The 18,245-nt window shown below is 36.8% G+C and carries 20 protein-coding genes; 1 reads left to right on the plus strand and 19 read right to left on the minus strand.

From position 1 onward, the window contains the following. Nucleotides 1-5 precede the first annotated feature (5 nt). The 13 genes from IGL28_RS08035 to galE form a co-directional block, all read right to left on the minus strand. Complete coding sequence (locus IGL28_RS08035) at nucleotides 6-1,835, minus strand: polysaccharide biosynthesis protein (RefSeq protein WP_081127412.1); 1,830 nt, start codon at nucleotides 1,833-1,835, stop codon at nucleotides 6-8. Between the two features lie 81 nt (nucleotides 1,836-1,916). Further along, nucleotides 1,917-2,585: a CpsD/CapB family tyrosine-protein kinase gene (locus IGL28_RS08040; RefSeq protein WP_025480509.1), complete on the minus strand. Its 669-nt coding sequence runs from the start codon at nucleotides 2,583-2,585 to the stop codon at nucleotides 1,917-1,919. Nucleotides 2,586-2,613: 28 nt separating this feature from the next. Continuing rightward, entirely contained in the window at nucleotides 2,614-3,411 is a 798-nt protein-coding gene (locus tag IGL28_RS08045; protein WP_010737789.1) for a YveK family protein, read from the minus strand. A gap of 19 nt (nucleotides 3,412-3,430) precedes the next feature. Beyond that, nucleotides 3,431-4,285 (minus strand): hypothetical protein, encoded by an 855-nt coding sequence (locus tag IGL28_RS08050; protein ID WP_051641758.1) that lies wholly within the window; start codon nucleotides 4,283-4,285, stop codon nucleotides 3,431-3,433. Between the two features lie 212 nt (nucleotides 4,286-4,497). After that, entirely contained in the window at nucleotides 4,498-5,166 is a 669-nt protein-coding gene (locus IGL28_RS08055) for a class D sortase (protein ID WP_010718857.1), read from the minus strand. Nucleotides 5,167-5,197: 31 nt separating this feature from the next. Next, nucleotides 5,198-5,779: a hypothetical protein gene (locus tag IGL28_RS08060; protein WP_010718856.1), complete on the minus strand. Its 582-nt coding sequence runs from the start codon at nucleotides 5,777-5,779 to the stop codon at nucleotides 5,198-5,200. A gap of 492 nt (nucleotides 5,780-6,271) precedes the next feature. Beyond that, a complete protein-coding gene (tsaD, locus tag IGL28_RS08065) occupies nucleotides 6,272-7,300 on the minus strand; it encodes a tRNA (adenosine(37)-N6)-threonylcarbamoyltransferase complex transferase subunit TsaD (protein WP_081127411.1) in 1,029 nt (342 codons plus the stop codon). Next, a complete protein-coding gene (gene rimI / locus IGL28_RS08070; protein WP_063627253.1) occupies nucleotides 7,297-7,764 on the minus strand; it encodes a ribosomal protein S18-alanine N-acetyltransferase in 468 nt (155 codons plus the stop codon). The genes tsaD and rimI (IGL28_RS08070) overlap by 4 nt, the downstream gene beginning before the upstream one ends. A 9-nt stretch (nucleotides 7,765-7,773) precedes the next feature. Continuing rightward, a complete protein-coding gene (rimI, locus tag IGL28_RS08075; RefSeq protein ID WP_010737793.1) occupies nucleotides 7,774-8,313 on the minus strand; it encodes a ribosomal protein S18-alanine N-acetyltransferase in 540 nt (179 codons plus the stop codon). After that, a complete protein-coding gene (gene tsaB, locus IGL28_RS08080) occupies nucleotides 8,297-9,019 on the minus strand; it encodes a tRNA (adenosine(37)-N6)-threonylcarbamoyltransferase complex dimerization subunit type 1 TsaB (RefSeq protein WP_081127409.1) in 723 nt (240 codons plus the stop codon). Before tsaB ends, rimI (IGL28_RS08075) begins: the two co-directional genes overlap by 17 nt. 131 nt (nucleotides 9,020-9,150) lie before the next feature. After that, nucleotides 9,151-10,131, minus strand: coding sequence for a LacI family DNA-binding transcriptional regulator (locus IGL28_RS08085; protein WP_063627255.1), 981 nt, complete (start codon nucleotides 10,129-10,131; stop codon nucleotides 9,151-9,153). 38 nt (nucleotides 10,132-10,169) lie between these two features. Then, entirely contained in the window at nucleotides 10,170-11,654 is a 1,485-nt protein-coding gene (gene galT, locus IGL28_RS08090; protein WP_063627256.1) for a UDP-glucose--hexose-1-phosphate uridylyltransferase, read from the minus strand. A 7-nt stretch (nucleotides 11,655-11,661) separates the two neighbouring features. After that, a complete protein-coding gene (gene galE / locus IGL28_RS08095; protein WP_081127407.1) occupies nucleotides 11,662-12,651 on the minus strand; it encodes a UDP-glucose 4-epimerase GalE in 990 nt (329 codons plus the stop codon). A gap of 233 nt (nucleotides 12,652-12,884) precedes the next feature. On the opposite strand from galE, the gene IGL28_RS08100 reads away from it, so the two are divergent. Beyond that, on the plus strand, nucleotides 12,885-13,052 hold the full coding sequence (locus IGL28_RS08100) for a DUF3042 family protein (protein ID WP_081127406.1): 168 nt from the start codon (nucleotides 12,885-12,887) through the stop codon (nucleotides 13,050-13,052). 126 nt (nucleotides 13,053-13,178) lie between these two features. Here IGL28_RS08100 and IGL28_RS08105 read toward each other — a convergent pair whose 3' ends face one another. From IGL28_RS08105 to IGL28_RS08130, 6 genes are all read right to left on the minus strand, one after another. After that, nucleotides 13,179-14,996 (minus strand): FAD/NAD(P)-binding protein, encoded by a 1,818-nt coding sequence (locus IGL28_RS08105; protein ID WP_081127404.1) that lies wholly within the window; start codon nucleotides 14,994-14,996, stop codon nucleotides 13,179-13,181. After that, nucleotides 14,993-15,358, minus strand: a complete 366-nt coding sequence (locus tag IGL28_RS08110) for a DUF488 domain-containing protein (protein WP_010737798.1) — start codon at nucleotides 15,356-15,358, stop codon at nucleotides 14,993-14,995. Before IGL28_RS08110 ends, IGL28_RS08105 begins: the two co-directional genes overlap by 4 nt. 150 nt (nucleotides 15,359-15,508) lie before the next feature. After that, the gene (locus IGL28_RS08115) at nucleotides 15,509-16,219 is read right to left on the minus strand and encodes a hypothetical protein (protein ID WP_081127403.1); all 711 of its coding nucleotides are present in this window, start codon (nucleotides 16,217-16,219) and stop codon (nucleotides 15,509-15,511) included. 435 nt (nucleotides 16,220-16,654) lie between these two features. After that, complete coding sequence (locus tag IGL28_RS08120; RefSeq protein WP_010737800.1) at nucleotides 16,655-17,050, minus strand: rhodanese-like domain-containing protein; 396 nt, start codon at nucleotides 17,048-17,050, stop codon at nucleotides 16,655-16,657. A 14-nt stretch (nucleotides 17,051-17,064) separates the two neighbouring features. Next, nucleotides 17,065-18,030 carry an ROK family glucokinase gene (locus IGL28_RS08125; protein WP_010718843.1) on the minus strand — a complete coding sequence of 322 codons (966 nt, stop codon included), beginning with the start codon at nucleotides 18,028-18,030 and terminating at the stop codon, nucleotides 17,065-17,067. Continuing rightward, a complete protein-coding gene (locus tag IGL28_RS08130) occupies nucleotides 18,030-18,242 on the minus strand; it encodes a YqgQ family protein (protein WP_010718842.1) in 213 nt (70 codons plus the stop codon). Before IGL28_RS08130 ends, IGL28_RS08125 begins: the two co-directional genes overlap by 1 nt. Nucleotides 18,243-18,245: the final 3 nt, after the last annotated feature.

Below are 18,245 nucleotides of genomic sequence, written 5' to 3' on the forward strand. Positions count from 1 at the left end.
TTTCTTCATTCATTAGAAGCATTTGCAAACGCTATAACTTTCTTGGCTGCTTCGCTTTCATCTTCTGGTAACTGTTCCATTAGCTGGGTGACTTCTTTTAAAGAAAAGCCTTTAATGTCCCCAACAAAAATCTTCTCAAAAATTTGCGTTTCTTTCTTTTCTTTTTCTAATAGCAATTCTTCATATAATTTTTCCCCAGGACGTATCCCTGTTTCAACAATCTCGATATCTTCTTCTGTATAACCACTCAAATGGATCATATTCTTAGCTAGATCCACGATCTTGATCGGCTTATCCATATCCAAAACAAAAATTTCTCCTCCCTTAGCCAATGCACCTGATTGAATAACTAATCTGCTCGCTTCAGGGATCGTCATGAAGTAGCGGGTCATCCGAAAATCGGTGACAGTGATCGGTCCCCCTCTTAAAATCTGTTCTTTAAACAGTGGAATAACACTACCTCTAGACCCAAGTACATTCCCGAAACGGACAGCCGAAAACTTGGTCTCACCAGATTGGTTCAGACTTGTGATTAACATTTCAGCGATTCTTTTTGTTGCTCCCATCACATTTGGCGGGCGATTTGCTTTATCAGAAGAAATCATCACAAAGTTCTTAACATGATTTTTTTTAGCTGCTTCCGCCACATTTTTTGTTCCGTTAATATTATTCTTAATTGCTTCTGTGGGATTATATTCCATCAGCGGAACGTGCTTATGTGCGGCTGCATGATAAACAATCGTGGGATGGTATTTTTCCATCAAATAAAAGATGCGTTCTCTATCTTGAATATCAGCAATGATTGGTAGAATCTCAACTTTCCTCTGAGGATCTAATGTAGTTAGTTCTCGATGAATCGAATAAATCGAATTTTCTCCATGTCCAAGTAAAATCAACTTTGCTGGTTCAAATGCCAAAACTTGCCGACAAATCTCTGAACCAATCGAGCCCCCAGCCCCAGTTACTAAAATCGTTTGTCCTTTTAATTGATAGCTGATACTTTCTAGGTCAAGGGAAACTTCCTCTCTTCCTAATAGATCGATCACATCTACTTCTTTTAATTGCGAAACATTGATTTTTCCGGTAGCTATTTCTTCAAAAGAGGGAACCATATTTACCTTGATATTCTTATTTTCAATGGATTGAACAAGCTGTTGGATCTTTTTTTTTGGTAATGAAGGAATCGCTATCGTAACCATATTGATACGGAATGTCTGGATCAATTGATTTATTTCACGGGTATTTCCCAGTACTTTTTTACCTAAAAGATAAGTTCCCCATTTGTTACAATCATCATCGACAAAGCCCACAACTTCAATATTATTCACAATTTGAGAACCTAAAAAACTTTGATACAGTAATTGTCCACCCTCTCCAGCACCAATGATCAAGATTCGTACTTTTTTTTCATTCGAACGACCATTTTTATTTTTCAATTCAACCCAGACCCGCCAGCCTAACCGACTACTAGCAATCAATAAAAGTGCCATTATGTAAGAAAAAACAACTAATCGCAAACTAATCTGGTACATGAGCTCCTGGTTAAACAAGTAAAACAAAGGAAAAATTGAAAATAACATAAAAGTGAGTGCCGCAAAGATCCCTAACAACTCATTAAGATTCGTATAACGATTGATTCTTGTAAATACTTTAAAGATCCCACCATAGAACAGATAACAAACAACTGATGAAATGAGTGTTATTGCCAAATAATCTCTATTGATGATAACAAATGGAACCATAAATATAAAACTGATGTAATTAGCAAGTATGATCAGAAAACTATCGAGTAGCACCAAACTAATCGCTTTGATTTTTCTAGTTGGTTTAATCAATAAATCACCTTCTTTAGTACTTGATATGCACGATCTTGATCAACATTTTCTTTCAATCATTTTAACACACCATCTACTACCTCAATAATAGTAGTTGATATCTTTCGACTTCTTTACTCCATTATAGACAATCCCTAAGATATTTGCCTGAGCGATCGTCAACAGTTCCTTTGCTTTGAACAATTCTTGTTTTAGCGTTTTTCGTTCTCTCACGACAATAATTGTACCATCTGTTTTTGAAGCTAGTATCTGTGCATCCGTCACAGGCACAACAGGCGGTAAATCAAAAATGATCAAATCAAAATTTACGCTTAATTCATCAATGATTTCATTCATTCGGCTTGACTCGAGTAATTCAGAAGGATTGGGAGGTTTTGGTCCACTGGTCATTGTCCACAAATGTGCAATATTTGTTTCATGAATGAATACGAAAGCTGATTCATTTCTTTTTTTTAACAGGTTAGTTAGTCCGTCACTGTTCGAGGTTGAACGAAATGTACTTTCTACACTTGGCTTTCTTAAATCTGCATCAATTAGGAGTGTTTTCTTCCCGCTATTTGCAAAAACAATCGCTAGATTCGCTGAAACAGTTGACTTCCCTTCCTCTGGACCTGCTGAAGTAACGACGATTGTCTTTATATCCTGATCAAATGAGCTAAATTGGATATTTGATCGAACCGTTCGATACTGTTCAGAAATCATGGACGATTGTTTACTAGCACTAATCAGAGGAACACCCTTTTTTTTCATATTATTTTTCACGTATTAGTCTCCTCATCTATTTTCGTGTGAACCGATTTTCTCTGCTTAGATGTGTACGCGCTCGTTGTCTATGTGTATGCGTTCCTTGTCGAGAGTATGTTGTGAGTTGAATCGATTGCCCACTTTCAATTTCCTTATTACTCATTTCACTAATTATCCCTAAGACTGGATACCCCATCGTTGCGAGAAAATGCTCATCCTTTACTGTTTTATCCAATATTTCTAACAAGACAGCCATCCCGATCCCTAGAAGTAAACCTAAAAATGCACCAAGAAAAAGATTCAACCGTTTATTGGGTGAAACCGGTAGCTGATTTGCTTGCGCAATTGATGTGATCGTTACTTTATTTACGTCTAAAACTTCTTTTACTTTTTCTTCAAAAGTATAAGCAAGAACATTTGCTATATTCGCAGCTTTTTCAGCTTCATCTGACATCACCTTGATATGGAACATTTGTGAGTCTGAAGATTGAATAATCTGAATATTCTTTCTCAATTGATCTTTCGTTAAGTAATAAGCAAATTTATTTTCTAAGTATTCGGTTGCTTCATTAAGTACGATATCTCCTAAAATCATGTCTTTATATGTATTAATCAAGAGTACATTTGCATGTACTTCTGATTGTAAATTATGGTTGACGATTTCGTTTTTCGATTGAACGATCAATTCAGCCGATGAACTGTATGTTGGTGTAATAACAAAATAAGTTATTCCAGTCGCAACGGCGAAACCGCCGATCAATGTACAAATGATCAACAGTATCCGCTTTTTTAACCAGCTTAGTATCTCATTCAAATTAATAACCGCTTCCATCTTTTCGCCCCTTTCTATTCTATTTTTCACGTCGAACTATTTTCTTTCTGAAAAACTCACTTACGCCAAATAGGAACAAGCTCAACAGGATACTGAAAAGACCAAATTTCATAAACATAAAGAGAAAATTTTTCAAATAAGTCGTTAAAAATAAGTATAGAGCTTCAGAATGAATACCCAATCGTTCAATCAATCGAGTTACATACAAATAGGTCGGTAAAGCCCCTACCATTAATCCAGCTCCACCGATCACATAAGCAAGGTAACGGATAATTAAATGAAAGAAAGGTTTGTTAAGCGAAATGATTGCGGAAAATAAGATTCCAAAAAAAGCGACTGCAAAAATGAGCAACAGGTTAAGGGTGGATGTATAAGCCATTATTTTTTTGCCGTATAACGCAAAATAAGGGATTTCGATATCACGCCGAACTGTTTCAATACTCACTTTTTTTAGTTTATTTACTGTGGTTTCAAATTCTGCATTTCTTGGGTAATTCTTTTCTTTTCCATAACTTTCTAATTGGCTTTGGACTGTCTCTTCTATTTGCTTCTCCCCTTCTAATTGAAAGGTTGAGCCAGCATAGATACTATGAATATATTGTTTGATATTATCATTTACTAAGCTTTCTGAAACTGTCTGATTCAACCATTTTTGGGAGATATTGGCACCTCTTCCTACATCAGCAATTGTGTGATTGATCTCTTTAGTGATCGTTTCCCCATAATGTGAGGATTCCACTGCACGGATCATAAAATTTTGATTGAATAAAGTAATCTTAAGAATGCCCAAGACAAAAATTGCAAATAAACTAAGCGAACAGATAAAAGCAAGAATCATTTTTGGCACTTTTCGCCATTGTTTTCTTTTTTTCATAACTATTTTTACCAAATGTAAGAAAAGACCATAAAATTTCACAAACTCATTGCAGCTTAAATTGCCCCACTTCGAAATTTTTTATCCACTAACTTCATTTTTAGTGAGCCAAACAAGCGATTATTCGATTGATCATTTGATTCTTTTTTGGTAAATCCACCTCTTTTCAAAGCGTTTTGCTTAACATATTAGTAGCGCAATTTTTCAATTCATTATTTATCTGGTTGGATCATTGGCCCCTTAATGAGATCGCCTAGAATAAATAATCTTTGATCCGTCATTCCAATACTATCGACTGGATAACAAGTATACAAAATCAGTTTTCCTTGCTGTTTTTGAACTAGAAGTTGACTAATCAATTTCGCATTTTTATCTAAAATCTTTGTTTCGTATACTTGGTAAACATACTCACCATAACTAGTGGAAATGTTAATCTTATCCGTAATTTTGACAGCACTTAATTTTCCAAATTCACTACTATTATGCCCACCAATCAATGTAGTCCCATGTTCACCTGGATACACAGACCCCATGTATTGTCCAGCACCTTCTCGTAAAATATCATCTGAGTCTCCATAATATAAGGGCACATTCAAATTTACAGAAGCAACATCAACCTGTCCATATTGATACCCGCTTCTTGGATAATCGATTTTACTGGAGGGAATGTTCTCTCCTTCCAACTCAATTGTTTTCCGTTTTTCTTCTAACTCACTAGTTGACATACCTTTAGCTGATGGTTGTGTCTTTTTTTCATATTTTGGAATATCCGAAAGCAGAAACAATCGTAAGGAAGAAGTCGTAAACTGAATGACAGGTCGCCCAATAATATACATTAGCGAATAACCCATGATCAAAAAAAAGATAGGGGTAAAAATCATTCCGCCTATTCTTTTTAATTTTTTCTTTTTTTTATGCAAGTTTGACTTTCTTTCCTACGATGAATGCACCTGTCGCAGTCATCATTAAACATCCAATTGCAAGAATGCTTGAGATAGGGAATGTTCCCGTTTGTTTAATCGGTTGTTTCGAGTTGAACACTGCTGAAATCGAGCCATCAGAGTTTTGTGTGCCTAGCTCAACATACCCCTTATTCCAACTTAAAACGACTAATCCTAAAGCATCCGCTGTTGATGAAATCAATTGCTGAATTTCCAAAATTGTTTCCCTAGGGATAATTTTTATTAAATCATTTATCGTATGAACCGATGACAAATCAATGTCTAAATTAGTCAGTTTTTGCTTCACATTTTGGATATTTTTTACTGCTGTATCCACTTGTGACTTGGATAAATCATTTTGTTTTAAATAATTTTCAGTTTGTGTAATATATGTTTGAGGCATTTGAAATTCTTTGCCTTGAATTAAAATAGGTTGAGTCAATTCTTGGATGATCATTTGCTCATCTTGCGAAATCGCCCCGGCAGCATCAACATAAGACGTAAAAAAGAAACTACATAAAATTAAAACCATACTCTGTAACACATATTTCATCTTCTAACTCTCCTTTTCCTATCAAAATAATTAAACAACCATTAAAAAATAACACATAAAAGCATTTCTACCATCCATATTAGCATATGTTATTTCTTAAGACAATTAAATAAATGCCTTCAAAACAAATAACCATCGTAATAAAATCACTACTCGCAAAATAACAATTACTATTTAAAAATAGTTATTATAATAAGCGATTTTACTGAGAACATAGTATTTACGTCATTTATATTCTTAATCTCTAATCCGTATTATCGCGAGATCTCTTATTAATATAACGATTTGAACAATAGAACAAAAATTTCCAAATTTAGAAATTTTAAGTCAAAAAAGCTTGGAACAAATAAAAGATTGTCCCAAGCTCTTTGATAGATGTAAAAATAAAAATGATATTCTAACTTTCATATTTCATTAATTAATCGATTTCACTTACTACAAAGTAAGTTTTTCTCAACCGCTCTTGCCATGTATACGAAAACAAGGTGAATTTTACTCATTTCCTCCTTGATTCAATACCAAACTAGGTTTCGCATTTAAACGAAGATCAGCGAAATTGGCTTGTTTCAACTCTACATGCGCAGCTGCTCCAATCATTGCTGCATTATCACCACAAAGTTTTAATGGAGGGATCAGCAGTTCAATTTCTGGATGTTCTTTTTTCAATGCCTCTTCGAGCGTTTCACGCAATCCTTGATTGGCTGCAACTCCACCTGCTACAATCAATTGTTTGACTGGGTATTCGTTACAAGCACGAAGAGTTTTATTGACTAAAACGTCCACAACGCTCGATTGAAAACTAGCAGCTAAATTATTTGTATCAAGAGTTTCTCCACGTTGTTGGGCATTGTGTACTAAATTGATAAAGGCGCTTTTTAAACCACTAAAGCTAAAATCATAATTACTTTCATGAATCATGGCTCTTGGAAAATGGTAGGTATCTTCACCACGATGCGCTAACTGATCGATTTCTTTTCCGCTTGGATAACTCAAACCTAAGACACGACCAACTTTATCATAAGCTTCTCCAGCGGCATCGTCTCTCGTTTCACCGATGATTTGATAGTTCCCGTCTTCCTTCATATAGACCAACTCTGTATGTCCACCACTGACAAGCAATGCTAGTAGCGGAAATTCAAAAGGCTTTTGAAAGCGTGCAGCGTAAATATGACCTGCCATATGGTTCACAGGTATCAAAGGCAAATTGTTCGCCCAAGCAAAAGCTTTAGCGGCAGAAATCCCAATCAGTAACGAACCAACTAAACCAGGACCATAAGTAACCGCTACAGCACTCAGTTGTTCAACAGAAGTGCCTGCCTCCGCCAAAGCGTCTTCGATACATAAAGTGATTTGCTCTACATGATGGCGACTTGCTACCTCTGGAACAACACCGCCAAATCTTTTATGGCTGTTAATCTGTGAAGCAATGACATTGGCTAAAATCTCATCACCATTTTTCACAACTGCGACACTCGTTTCATCGCAACTTGATTCAATTGCCAGAATCAATTCTTCTTTCATTTCATCGTCTCCGTTTTTAACTTTGTACTCATAATGATCGCATCTTCTACTGGATCATGATAATAAGATTTTCGTTTCCCTAGTTCTCTAAATTTCTCTGATTGGTAAAGATGACGAGCTGCTAGGTTAGACGTTCGTACTTCTAAATAAACATTATATGTTCCTGCTTGTTTTTCTCGGTCTAATAAAAAGCGTAATAACTGACGTGCATACCCTTTTTTTTGCAGTTTTTTTGCCACAGCAATATTCGTGATCTCCGTCTCATCGATAACTTTCGAATAACCAATGAATCCTTGGAGTAGCGAATTTTCCACCAATAAGTAATATTGCGTATGTGGTTGTTGGATATCCATTAAAAATTGGTCTTTGGTCCAAGGAGAACCATGTTCATATGCTTCCTCACAAAGCGCCCATAAACAAGACGCTAACTGTTCATCTTCAAAGTCATTCTTAGTATAAATCAATTGTACCTCTCATTTTTCTAAATATTTGATCATTTCTAATCCATCTTCATTTGTTTGGGTATAATACCCTTTTTTTACTTTGTTCGATTGAAATCCTAATTTCCGATAGAGTCTTTGGGCATCTTGATTACTCATTCTCACCTCTAAAGAGAGTGTGTCACAGCGATTCATTATAGCAAATTTTTCAATTTCGTCAATTAACAGTGTACCGATATTTCTTCGTTGGTACACAGGAATAACCGCAATATTTGTAATATGGCAATCCAAGCCAAAAATTCTCGCACCTATAAATCCAATTAACTGTTCACCGTCTAGTATTCCTAAATATAAATTTTGAAAAGGTGAATTTAATTCAGAAAGGAAGGCACTTTTTGTCCATGGTAATTCGCCATTGTATACCTGGCGTTCAATCGATAATAAATCTTTGATATCTCGAGGTATCAGCTCTTTTATTCGATAGCTTTTCCCTTGATTTTCAATTATCTTAGTAGCAAATTCTTTTTTTTCATAGAATAAACTTCTAGCATATGCTTTAAATTTTTTCAACATATCTTTCGTCTCCAGGAGTGTGGGTTTCCAACCACTTTTCCTCTGCTTCTACTTTTTTCAAATAACGTGGTACAAAATTGGTTAAATCTCTTACTGGTTCACGATTGGCCCCTAATGTTGCAATCGTACAGCCATTAGGAAGATCCCATTCAAGCACCTTATTTATTTCTGCTTCATGTAATACTTCCTTTATTTCATTCGTAAATTTTTGCGTATCTGTTCCGACAAATAAGATAGGTTCATCGAACTGAGACAGTTGCTTAAGCAGTTCTTCAATTGAAATATGTACATCTTCAAGAACTGTTTCTAATTTTCCATTTTGTCTTCGGTACACACCAGCATAAACATTTTTTCTTCTTGCATCAAATAAAGGCACGATCAACCCATTTACGTTCCGGCAATTAGCAGCAATTGCTTGTAAACTTGAAATCCCCACAAGTTCTTTACCCAATGTATATGCAAGTGTTTTTGCAGTAGTTACACCGATTCTTAGACCGGTGTATGAACCTGGTCCATCGGAAACAGCAATTCGATCGATAGCGGTTGGTGTTAATCCGAGTGCTGAGAATAACTGATCGATAGCCGGCATCAAACTAACGCTATGATTTTTCTGTTTATTGATTTGGATTTGTCCTAAGACAGTATCATCTTCAATCACGCCGATCGCTAAAGTTTGATTAGCGGTGTCTATCCCTAATGTAATCATTTTGATGCATCCTTTCTACTAACTTCTATCGTTTTATATTGTAGCATACTTCTTGCTAAGAAAAAGACAATTCATTTCAGAAAAAAAGAAAAAAAGTTGCAATCATTCGCAACTTTCTCTTGATTTGTTCTTTAGTTTTTTGTAGACTCACGCAAGATAAGATCCGTTTCTACAATGATTTTTCTCGAAACAGGTGCTTTTTCATTCATCATTTGTAAAACGGTCTCTACCGCCAGTTCCCCCATCCATTCCGTGTGAACTTTGACTGTCGAAAGAGCTGGGGAAACATATTTTGCTACACTAATGTCATTGAATCCGATCAATGAGATATCCTCAGGTACTTTTAGACCTTTTTCGTTAATTGCCTTCAATGCACCGATCGCTAGTGTGTCATTTGCTGCAAACAGCGCCTCAAACGAATACTGTCCACTATCTAAGTATTCTTTGACTTTCCGATAGCCAGATTCAACTGAAAAATCTGCTTCAATGATCGTTGTAGTCAATCCTTTACCAGCCATGATTTGTTGGTAGGCAGCAATCCTTGGGTCATCAATCCGTTGATGTCCTTTTTTGGTGTATTCCCTACCAGCAAGCATTGCAATCGTTTTTTTATCTTGGTTAAAAAAATAATCAATCACTTTTTGGATACTTGTTTGAAAATCAACGATTAATGAATTAATGTTATAGGGTGTTCCATCAAAATCAACTAATAACAGATTGCTTTGTGTCTGCTTCAATTCAATCAACTGCTGCTCATCGAATTTTCCTAGAGCAATCGTTCCATTTGTCGGTCTATCACTGATAGCGTCCCACGTTTCCTTTAGCAAAGTCACATTTGATTCCTCTGCCTTTTTCTCTATTCCCAAACGAATAGCAAGATAATAGAGATCCTCTAATTCTTCTTGATCATTGTACCATTGGATCAAACGCAACGACTTTTGATTCAACGATGTGTTTCTATGATGCTTCGTGTAATTCAACTCTTCAGCAGCCTCAAAAATTTTTCTTTTCGTTGCTAGGCTAACTGATAACTCCTGATCATCATTTAAGACTCTTGACACAGTAGCAGGAGAAACCCCTGCCAACTTTGCAATATCTTTAATCGTTGCCACTTGTTTCTCCTCCTATCTATTCCACTCGGGCATCCTTCTTAAAGCGTTGCAGTAAAGCGTTGGAAAGCTTCTTGACCTTTTATATCGCGTTTGAATACCCCTGAATCTTCCAACACACGAGCAAAAACTTTACCAATAGCTTGCTGAACGATCTCTGTTACTGTTTCAGTTGTCACATTTGGATGGTCGGCTTTCAAGCCCTTCGCCCATTCCATGTGATACTCAGCTATCTTATTTTCTTGTCCAAGCAAATACTTTTCTACTTCTGCCATTTCTGATTTTAAACGAGGTGGTAAAACAGCTAATCCCATGACTTCGATCAAACCGATATTTTCTTTTTTAATATGCTGGATATCTCGGTGAGGATGGAAAATCCCTTCTGGATGTTCGTCAGAGACATTGTTATCTCGTAACACTAAATCGAGTTCAAAATAATTTTCGCGTTTTCTAGCAATTGGTGTAATCGTATGATGGGGCGTACCATCTTTAGAAAATGCCGTCACTGCTACCGCGGGATCTGAATATTGATGCCATTTTTCTAAAATACTATTAGCAGCTTCCACTAGGATTTCTTTCCCCGTCGCTTGCAGACGAATGACAGACATCGGCCATTTGACAACACCTGCGATTACTTGAGGATAATCCGATAATTTGATTAATCGTTCGATTGGAGCTTTAGCCATTGGAAATTCATGGCGCCCTGCTTGGTAATGATCATGTGACAGAATCGATCCTCCAACAATTGGCAGATCTGCGTTTGAACCAACAAAGTAGTGTGGTAAAACCTCTGTGATTTTTAATAAACGTGAAAATGTTTCTTTCGTAATCTTCATAGGACGATGCTCTTCTGACAAGATGATCGAATGTTCATTGTAATAAGCATATGGAGAATACTGAAATCCCCAACTTTCCCCATCAAGATTCATTCTGATGATTCGATGATTGGTGCGAGCTGGATAATTTAAACGTCCTTTATAGCCTTCATTGTTCATACAAAGCATACACTCAGGATAATCAACTTTTTTGGCATGTTTTTCGGCAGCAATTTGCTTAGGATCTTTTTCAGGCTTGGATAAGTTGATCGTAATCTCTAATTCGCCATATTCTGAAGGATACGTATATCTGATATTTTTCGCAATCGCTCTGGTTTTGATATAATCATTTCTTTTACTCAATTGATAAAAGTAGTCTGTTGCTTCTTCTGGATTTGTTGCGTAATGTTGTGCAAAAAACGCATTGACTACTGATGGTGGTGGTGTTAAAAAATCCATTAATTGTGCTTCAAAGATTTCGATTTCAGCTGGTAAATCAGTAACCACTTCATTTTTTTTGGCTTGTTCGACTAACCGATCAAGTAACACCACCGATTCTTCTGAAACAGGGCGCACTTCAGTGTTTTCCAAAGCCTCTTCGCCGATCATTCCCAAAATTCGATTTTGCAAATAAATTCGATCCATTTCCATCCAGCCACCAGCTTCAATTGCTAGTGTCGTAAAATCACAAATCGTTTGACTGATTGTCATCTTCTCTCTACTCCTCATAACCATGGGGATGACTCACATGCCAATCCCAGGCTGTTTTAATGATTTCTTTTACATCTGTGTAAGCTGGTCGCCAACCTAAGATTTCTTCAGCTTTAGCACTGGAAGCGACCAACCGGCTTGGATCTCCGGCTCTACGTGGTGCCACCTTAGCTGGAATTTCTCGATTTGTTACTTCTCTAGCCGCTTCAAGCATTTCTTTGACGGAGTAGCCTTGATTGCTCCCTAGATTAAAGAAGTTACTTTCATTCCCCGCGCTTAAATATTCTAAAGCTAAGATATGGGCATCAGCTAAATCTTCCACTTGAACATAATCTCGGATGCATGTTCCATCGGGTGTATCGTAATCATCACCGTAAATCGCCAAAGAATCACGTTGACCTAGAGCTACTTGGAGAATAATAGGAACTAAATGCGTTTCTGGTGTGTGATCTTCCCCAATCGATGCATCTGCTTTTGCACCTGCTACATTGAAATAACGCAATGCTACATATCGCATGCCATAGGCTTGGTCACACCATTTCATCATTTTTTCCATCATCAATTTGCTTTCACCGTACGGATTTTTTGGATTCGTAGGAGTTGCTTCGGTAATTGGTGATTCTGTAGGTTCACCATAAGTGGCTGCTGTAGATGAAAAGACAATATTCTTCACATAATATTCATGCATCACTTCTAACAATATTTGCATACCATAGACATTGTTATTAAAATACTTCAATGGTTTCTCAACAGACTCTCCCACTAATGAACTAGCTGCAAAATGAAGGACTCCTTCGATCGTTTCTTTTTCAAAAACAGACTGTAAAAAAGATTTATCCCGAATGTCACCTTTGTAAAATTGTGCTTTAGGATGAATTGCTGCTTGATGCCCCGTTAATAAATTATCCACTACTACCACTTGATAGTTTTGATTGATCAACCGATCAACAGCATGTGAACCGATATAACCTGCGCCACCCAATACCAAGATTGCCATGAAAACACTCCTTTTTTTACAAAAGCAGCAAAAAGTACGTTTTGAATCGTTTGAAACTATGACTCTTTTGTTTCTGTTGCCTTTGCTATTTATTTAGTAAATTTATAATAAAACATTTAGTAAATATTTTCAAGGAAAATTTGTAAAGGTTTCCAATAAATAGACGTCAGACTAGCCTTTTTTTTCAATTTGTTACATAATAGAAGCAACAACTAATAAACGAGGTGGATTTAATGAAAAAATTTGTATCTGGAATTTTAGTCGGTAGTCTTGCAACAGCGGCACTTGTTGCTGGATTGGTAGCTTCAGTTAAAAAAACAGTAATCGATCCCATTGATGAAAAAGAAACAATGATCGAAGAAAATCGTAAAAAAGCGATGCGTAAACGTGTAGCTCGCTAATCTTTAAACGATTCAAGAAAATCATCCCTTTTATAGCCCAAAGAATCATTATTAATTAGTAAAACACAACCGATCTTAAAAGTTAGATGAATGATCTAGCCTTTAGAGTCGGTTGTGTTTTTTGCTTCAATTGGTTGTCCTTCCAAGAATCAGCTGTGCCACTTTATCGATTTGCCTCAAATTCCAAGCATCGGTATATGGTCGTGAGACTGTAGCTGTCAACCAATCCACACCTTCGACCGGAATCCCTAAACAATATAAATTTTCTTCTAGCTCTCCCTGTTTGTTCCAGACTTGATTGGTGCTTAGTTTGATATCAATTGCACCAGTTTCATACACGCCAGTCGTGTCCTGATAAGTAAAAGGACGAATCAGCTGATGTTTTTTCAAGCTATTTAATGCTGGATTCTTTGTCTGTGTCAAATCAGTCTGCGGGAGTCGGGCTTCAATCAAGTAGCGACTTTCAATCCGTTTTCCCTCGTTTTCTACGATAAAGAAACCGGCTTCTGTTTTGATTTCCAGCGGCGGGGAAACGATTGTGAAAATACCCGCATCAATCAGAGCGGCTAATTCTCTTGTCCGAACAACTGGCGGACCGATCGTGAGAAAAGCATTGAGCTTAGTAAACCAACCCCATAATACTTCTCTATATTCTTTGGCAGTGAAGATGCCCCATTCAATGACCAGATGGACAGGATCACGCCAATCTTTTAACGCATCAAAAGCTGAAGCAAGCGCCCCAGTACAATTTCCTTTCATTGATTCATTGATTTGATAATCAATAAACCTTCGACTTTCTTTTTGAAAGTCGTGCTTCTCATGATAGATAGGCGTTTCAAAAAAATCCCACTCCCATTGATAAGGCTGTAATTCAGGAAATTGTTTTTGCCAATCACTTTGATCACGTGTTAAAAAGATTTGTTCAAATAATACTGGTGAAATAGCTAGATGTTTTTCCTCAATTAATTTCTTATAATAAAAAAGTTCGACATCTTTTTTTAGCAAGTCGAAAAACAGTTTCCCAGTTAATTGTTGATTTTGATAAAGCTTTGCTAAATTTTCTTTGGTGATCAATTTAGGAACAGCCATTGCTCCTCCCCGTTTTTCATTTTTTCCTCGAGGAAAATAGGGCAACCCTTTTCTAGACCCGCAGTATACGATCGGCTCACGTCCAGACGGCAAATATACCAATTTCTCTCCTTGTTTTTCAAACTTACCTCCTCTATTCTCGGTAAGTAAACCTACATAATCAAAAAAACTTAGACCTAATCCTCTAAGAATCACTGTGGCTTTTGGCGGAATAGTTTCTACGGAAACATCAGCTGGATTTGCTGGCGGTTGGTAGAACAATTGCTCTTTTTCAGCATAGTCATAAAACCTTTTCTCGTCTTTGGATACTTTATTTTCCCAATGTCCCGTAGTCATCACTAACTGATCTACTACTAAATGCTGTTCGTTTGTTTTCAAGTAAAAACCTGTCTTTATCTTATCAATCTCTTTCACTAAGGATCGAACGATAGTGAATGAATGCGGTGCTAATTTTTTTAATTGTTCATAAAACCACTGTTGGTACAAGCCATAAAAACATCTGGTAGCTGGTTCATTGGCACGTAAGCGCTCGGCTTCTGCCAAAAAAAATTCTTTATTCACAAACTGTTGCTTTTCGATATACTTTTTCGCCTCTGTTTGGCTCCATTGATATAAATTAGGCCCCGGTGAAATCTCTCCGCCACTTGTTAATGTTTCATCTGTAAAAAGCGTAACTTGCTGAGAGACTGAGTTCATCAATAACTCTGTTGGTTGATCGAGCCGCCAGACTCGACCACCAGGCCCCTCAGGATCGAATAAACAGATCTGGATATGTTGGTTTTCCCGATTGTTTCGGATCAATCGTTCTACCATGCTTAGTCCTCTGGGGCCTGCCCCAACAATGCCAATAATCATCGATTCAGCTTCCTTTCCATCAACGCTTTTAGCACCACGGCTTGATTTTGCTGTTCATTCTTTGCACCATAAACTAAGGTCACGATTGGATAGTTTTGACAGAGTTCAGCTAACTGCTTGACTGCCAATTGCTTTTCTTGATCTGTCATTAACTCTTCTAGGTATTTTTCTTCAAAAACAGGAAAACGCTCAGGAAGATGTCCAAAGAATTTTCTCAACTCAGTACTTGGTGCAATCTCCTTTAACCATAGATCAATCTGTGCTTTTTCCTTTGATATCCCTCTTGGCCATATTCGATCAACTAAAATTCTAAAGCCATCACCCTTTTCGCGCGCACTGTACACTCTTTTCAGTTTGATCATTCTCTCCACTTCTTTCATTGCTTATACATTGATCATAGCATAAATGATTAGATTCTCCTTTGATTATGTCATAGCAAAAAATCGTGGCTTGATTTCTGTTAGTACTCCCTAAATGCTAAGTTTCAATTTTGCACGATTTATGGATACTTGCTAGTGATTCCTATCTCCCTTTTCGAGAGGGACAGGGTATAGGCGTTGGTTATTCTTATGACAATCATCATTAGTTTCGCTCGATTGTCGTCTCAATATTTTTTTTAAAGGTACCCCACCCTTATCCATTTCAATTCCTTGACAATTTGTTATATTCTCTGGTTTATCTGTGTTACTCTTTCTGAAAATGTTTAACGATTGACCCCACTTCTTAATCCTTTTCCTAAACGTTAGCTTTTCTGTGGTCAACTTACTTGTTTTTTGTTCTTGAATGTTTTCTGGTTTTGAACTATCTTTTTGTTCGACCGATTGATCTTCTATTATTATTTGTGGAGAATCTATTGCGCTTTCTATATTTTCTATAACCACAGAATTGGTTATAGAGACTTTACTTTGGCTTGGACCATCATGGCTGATTAAGCGTTTTATGTTATAATCCTTTACGACCTGCTGATATAATTGGGCAGAAAGATCTAGTGAGTATAATACTCTCCCAAGTTCAGATTGCTCTACCTTCTTATTTATAATCTTAGACACAACCGATTCAACGATCTCCTCATATGTCTTTCCTTTTAATTTACCAGCTAGTGAAACCTCAATCGTTCCAACAAGTTTATCAAGTTCCTTTTTTCTTTTTTCTGTTATTTCTTCTTTTTTTACTACTCCTGCAGGTTGTTGCTCAGTGAAAGTTTCATTAGATATTTCTGGCATTTTCTTTTCTCCCCCATTGTTTGATTTATCATTGAATCATCATACATGACGTACGCAATGGAGATAGAACTTTTATTTCTGGAAAGAATAAAATTTAGTATTTTATCTTGTGCGATCTAATGAATTCTTTTTATTCCCGTTGCCTAATCGAATAATCAGTCATGCAATTTTCTAAAAAGTATCTGTTACTTTATATACAAAAACTTCTGATAAATTGGCTCTATCATTTGTGGAACTGATGAATGTATCAATCCCAAAAAGTAAGACCAAAATCTAACTTCTGGTGGTTACTACAGAATCAAAGTTGATTCTTCAGCCCCATTTTCCTTCCAAATGAAATAACAAAAAATCTGAGACAGAATGAGGTTCATTCTGACCCAGATTTGACTTTACACAACTCATCAGGATTGACCGATAATTTGACGTCATGACGTTCTATACTTTTTTACTTTTAATCTTGCCAGACCAGCCATCATATCCACCTTTTAAGATATAGATATCTTGGTAGCCAGCTTTTCTTAACTTATTCGCTGTACGAATACTTAAGCTTTTCTTTTGGTCGTAGATATACACCGGTTGATCTTTTCGGATAGATCCTAATGAATCTTTTAAAACAGTATAAGGGATATTTCTTGCCCCTAAAATATGTCCTGCATCAAACACGTCTTTTTCACGAACATCAATGACTTGTGCCTTACGCATCCCATCACGAAATTCTTCTTCTTCCAGTGTTTTTGCAGAACGTTTTGCCATTACTCGTAGATAAACTTCCCAAAACACAATAGCAAGAATAATCAATAGCAAAATGATGTTAATTACCCATAAAACCATGTCATTCCTCCACGTTATTCCGCAAATTTCAAGGCTAATGAAGCAGCACCGATCACGCCAGCTTCATTTCCTAATTCTGCTAATTTGATTTTTGTTGATTGTTGTACTTGAGGGAACGTAAATTGGTTGAAATATTTTTCAACACGACTACGTAAAAATTCCCCGGCAGCAGATACTCCGCCGCCTAAAACAATACTTGATGGGTTCATAGTGTTCCCTAGATTACCGCAAGCTAATCCTAAGTAGAAACAAACACGATCAACGACCATCAGACCAAATGGATCGTCTGCTTGTGCCATTTCAAAAATATCTTTACTTGTTACTTCTTCTCCATTGTCAAGCATTGCTTTTAATTTTGAATCTCCGGCATACTCTTCTGCTAAGAAACGTGCTAAGCGAACTACACCTGTTGCACTTGAAACTGTTTCTAAGCACCCTCTTTTACCGCATGTACATTCAAAACCTTCTGGGTCCACTGTAATGTGTCCAATCTCGCCACCTGCACCAGCAACGCCGTGGATCAAGTTCCCAGCAGCAACGATTCCGCCACCGACACCCGTTCCTAAGGTAACAAAAATAACGTCAGGATCATTTTCCCCTGCACCTTTCCAGCGCTCACCTAAAGCAGCAACGTTCGCATCGTTATCAATAGCAAATTTGATTCCAGTTCCTTCTTCAATTTGTTTTTTTACGTATTGAAGTTCAGTCCAATTTAAATTGTAGGCTCCAATCACTGTACCTGCTTCACTATCGACACTTCCTGGTGTTCCCATACCGATTCCGATGAAATTTTCAGCATTCATGTTATATAATTTGATACGATGATTTACTGACTCGATAATTTCCGGAATAATATGTTTACCGTCATCCAATATATTGGTATCGATGCTCCATTTTTGTTGAATCTCTCCTTCTGGTGTTAGAATTGCAAATTTTGCTGTTGTTCCACCTAAATCAATCCCAATAATTTTTTTGTCCATTACAAGTTTCCTTTCTTTCGGCTTTCTTCCACTCGGTGCTCTCGTTTTAGTATGCGCCACGCTGTCATGTATGTATCATGATCGATCAAACGACTGTCATGAAGATTCTTCAATTCAATCGTCATTAATTCAATATCATAGATACGTGACCCAACATAGACAAAGATGCCAAATCGTTTGAGCAGTTGTTGCACGTCATATAAGCTCTCCATCTC

This window comes from Enterococcus sp. AZ077, assembly GCF_051714965.1.
GTDB classification, from domain to species: Bacteria; Bacillota; Bacilli; order Lactobacillales; family Enterococcaceae; genus Enterococcus_B; species Enterococcus_B hirae.

Coding starts and splice junctions, on each gene's coding strand:
- IGL28_RS08040 (WP_025480509.1), bottom strand. CDS start 2,585: ATGAAAAAAAAGGGTGTTCCTCTGATTAGTGCTAGTAAACAATCGTCC.
- IGL28_RS08045 (WP_010737789.1), bottom strand. CDS start 3,411: ATGGAAGCGGTTATTAATTTGAATGAGATACTAAGCTGGTTAAAAAAG.
- IGL28_RS08050 (WP_051641758.1), bottom strand. CDS start 4,285: ATGAAAAAAAGAAAACAATGGCGAAAAGTGCCAAAAATGATTCTTGCT.
- IGL28_RS08055 (WP_010718857.1), bottom strand. CDS start 5,166: ATGATTTTTACCCCTATCTTTTTTTTGATCATGGGTTATTCGCTAATG.
- IGL28_RS08060 (WP_010718856.1), bottom strand. CDS start 5,779: ATGAAATATGTGTTACAGAGTATGGTTTTAATTTTATGTAGTTTCTTT.
- tsaD (WP_081127411.1), bottom strand. CDS start 7,300: ATGAAAGAAGAATTGATTCTGGCAATTGAATCAAGTTGCGATGAAACG.
- rimI (WP_010737793.1), bottom strand. CDS start 8,313: ATGTTGAAAAAATTTAAAGCATATGCTAGAAGTTTATTCTATGAAAAA.
- tsaB (WP_081127409.1), bottom strand. CDS start 9,019: ATGATTACATTAGGGATAGACACCGCTAATCAAACTTTAGCGATCGGC.
- galT (WP_063627256.1), bottom strand. CDS start 11,654: ATGACAATCAGTCAAACGATTTGTGATTTTACGACACTAGCAATTGAA.
- galE (WP_081127407.1), bottom strand. CDS start 12,651: ATGGCAATCTTGGTATTGGGTGGCGCAGGTTATATCGGTTCACATGCT.
- IGL28_RS08100 (WP_081127406.1), top strand. CDS start 12,885: ATGAAAAAATTTGTATCTGGAATTTTAGTCGGTAGTCTTGCAACAGCG.
- IGL28_RS08105 (WP_081127404.1), bottom strand. CDS start 14,996: ATGATTATTGGCATTGTTGGGGCAGGCCCCAGAGGACTAAGCATGGTA.
- IGL28_RS08110 (WP_010737798.1), bottom strand. CDS start 15,358: ATGATCAAACTGAAAAGAGTGTACAGTGCGCGCGAAAAGGGTGATGGC.
- IGL28_RS08115 (WP_081127403.1), bottom strand. CDS start 16,219: ATGCCAGAAATATCTAATGAAACTTTCACTGAGCAACAACCTGCAGGA.
- IGL28_RS08120 (WP_010737800.1), bottom strand. CDS start 17,050: ATGGTTTTATGGGTAATTAACATCATTTTGCTATTGATTATTCTTGCT.
- IGL28_RS08125 (WP_010718843.1), bottom strand. CDS start 18,030: ATGGACAAAAAAATTATTGGGATTGATTTAGGTGGAACAACAGCAAAA.
- IGL28_RS08130 (WP_010718842.1), bottom strand. CDS start 18,242: ATGGAGAGCTTATATGACGTGCAACAACTGCTCAAACGATTTGGCATC.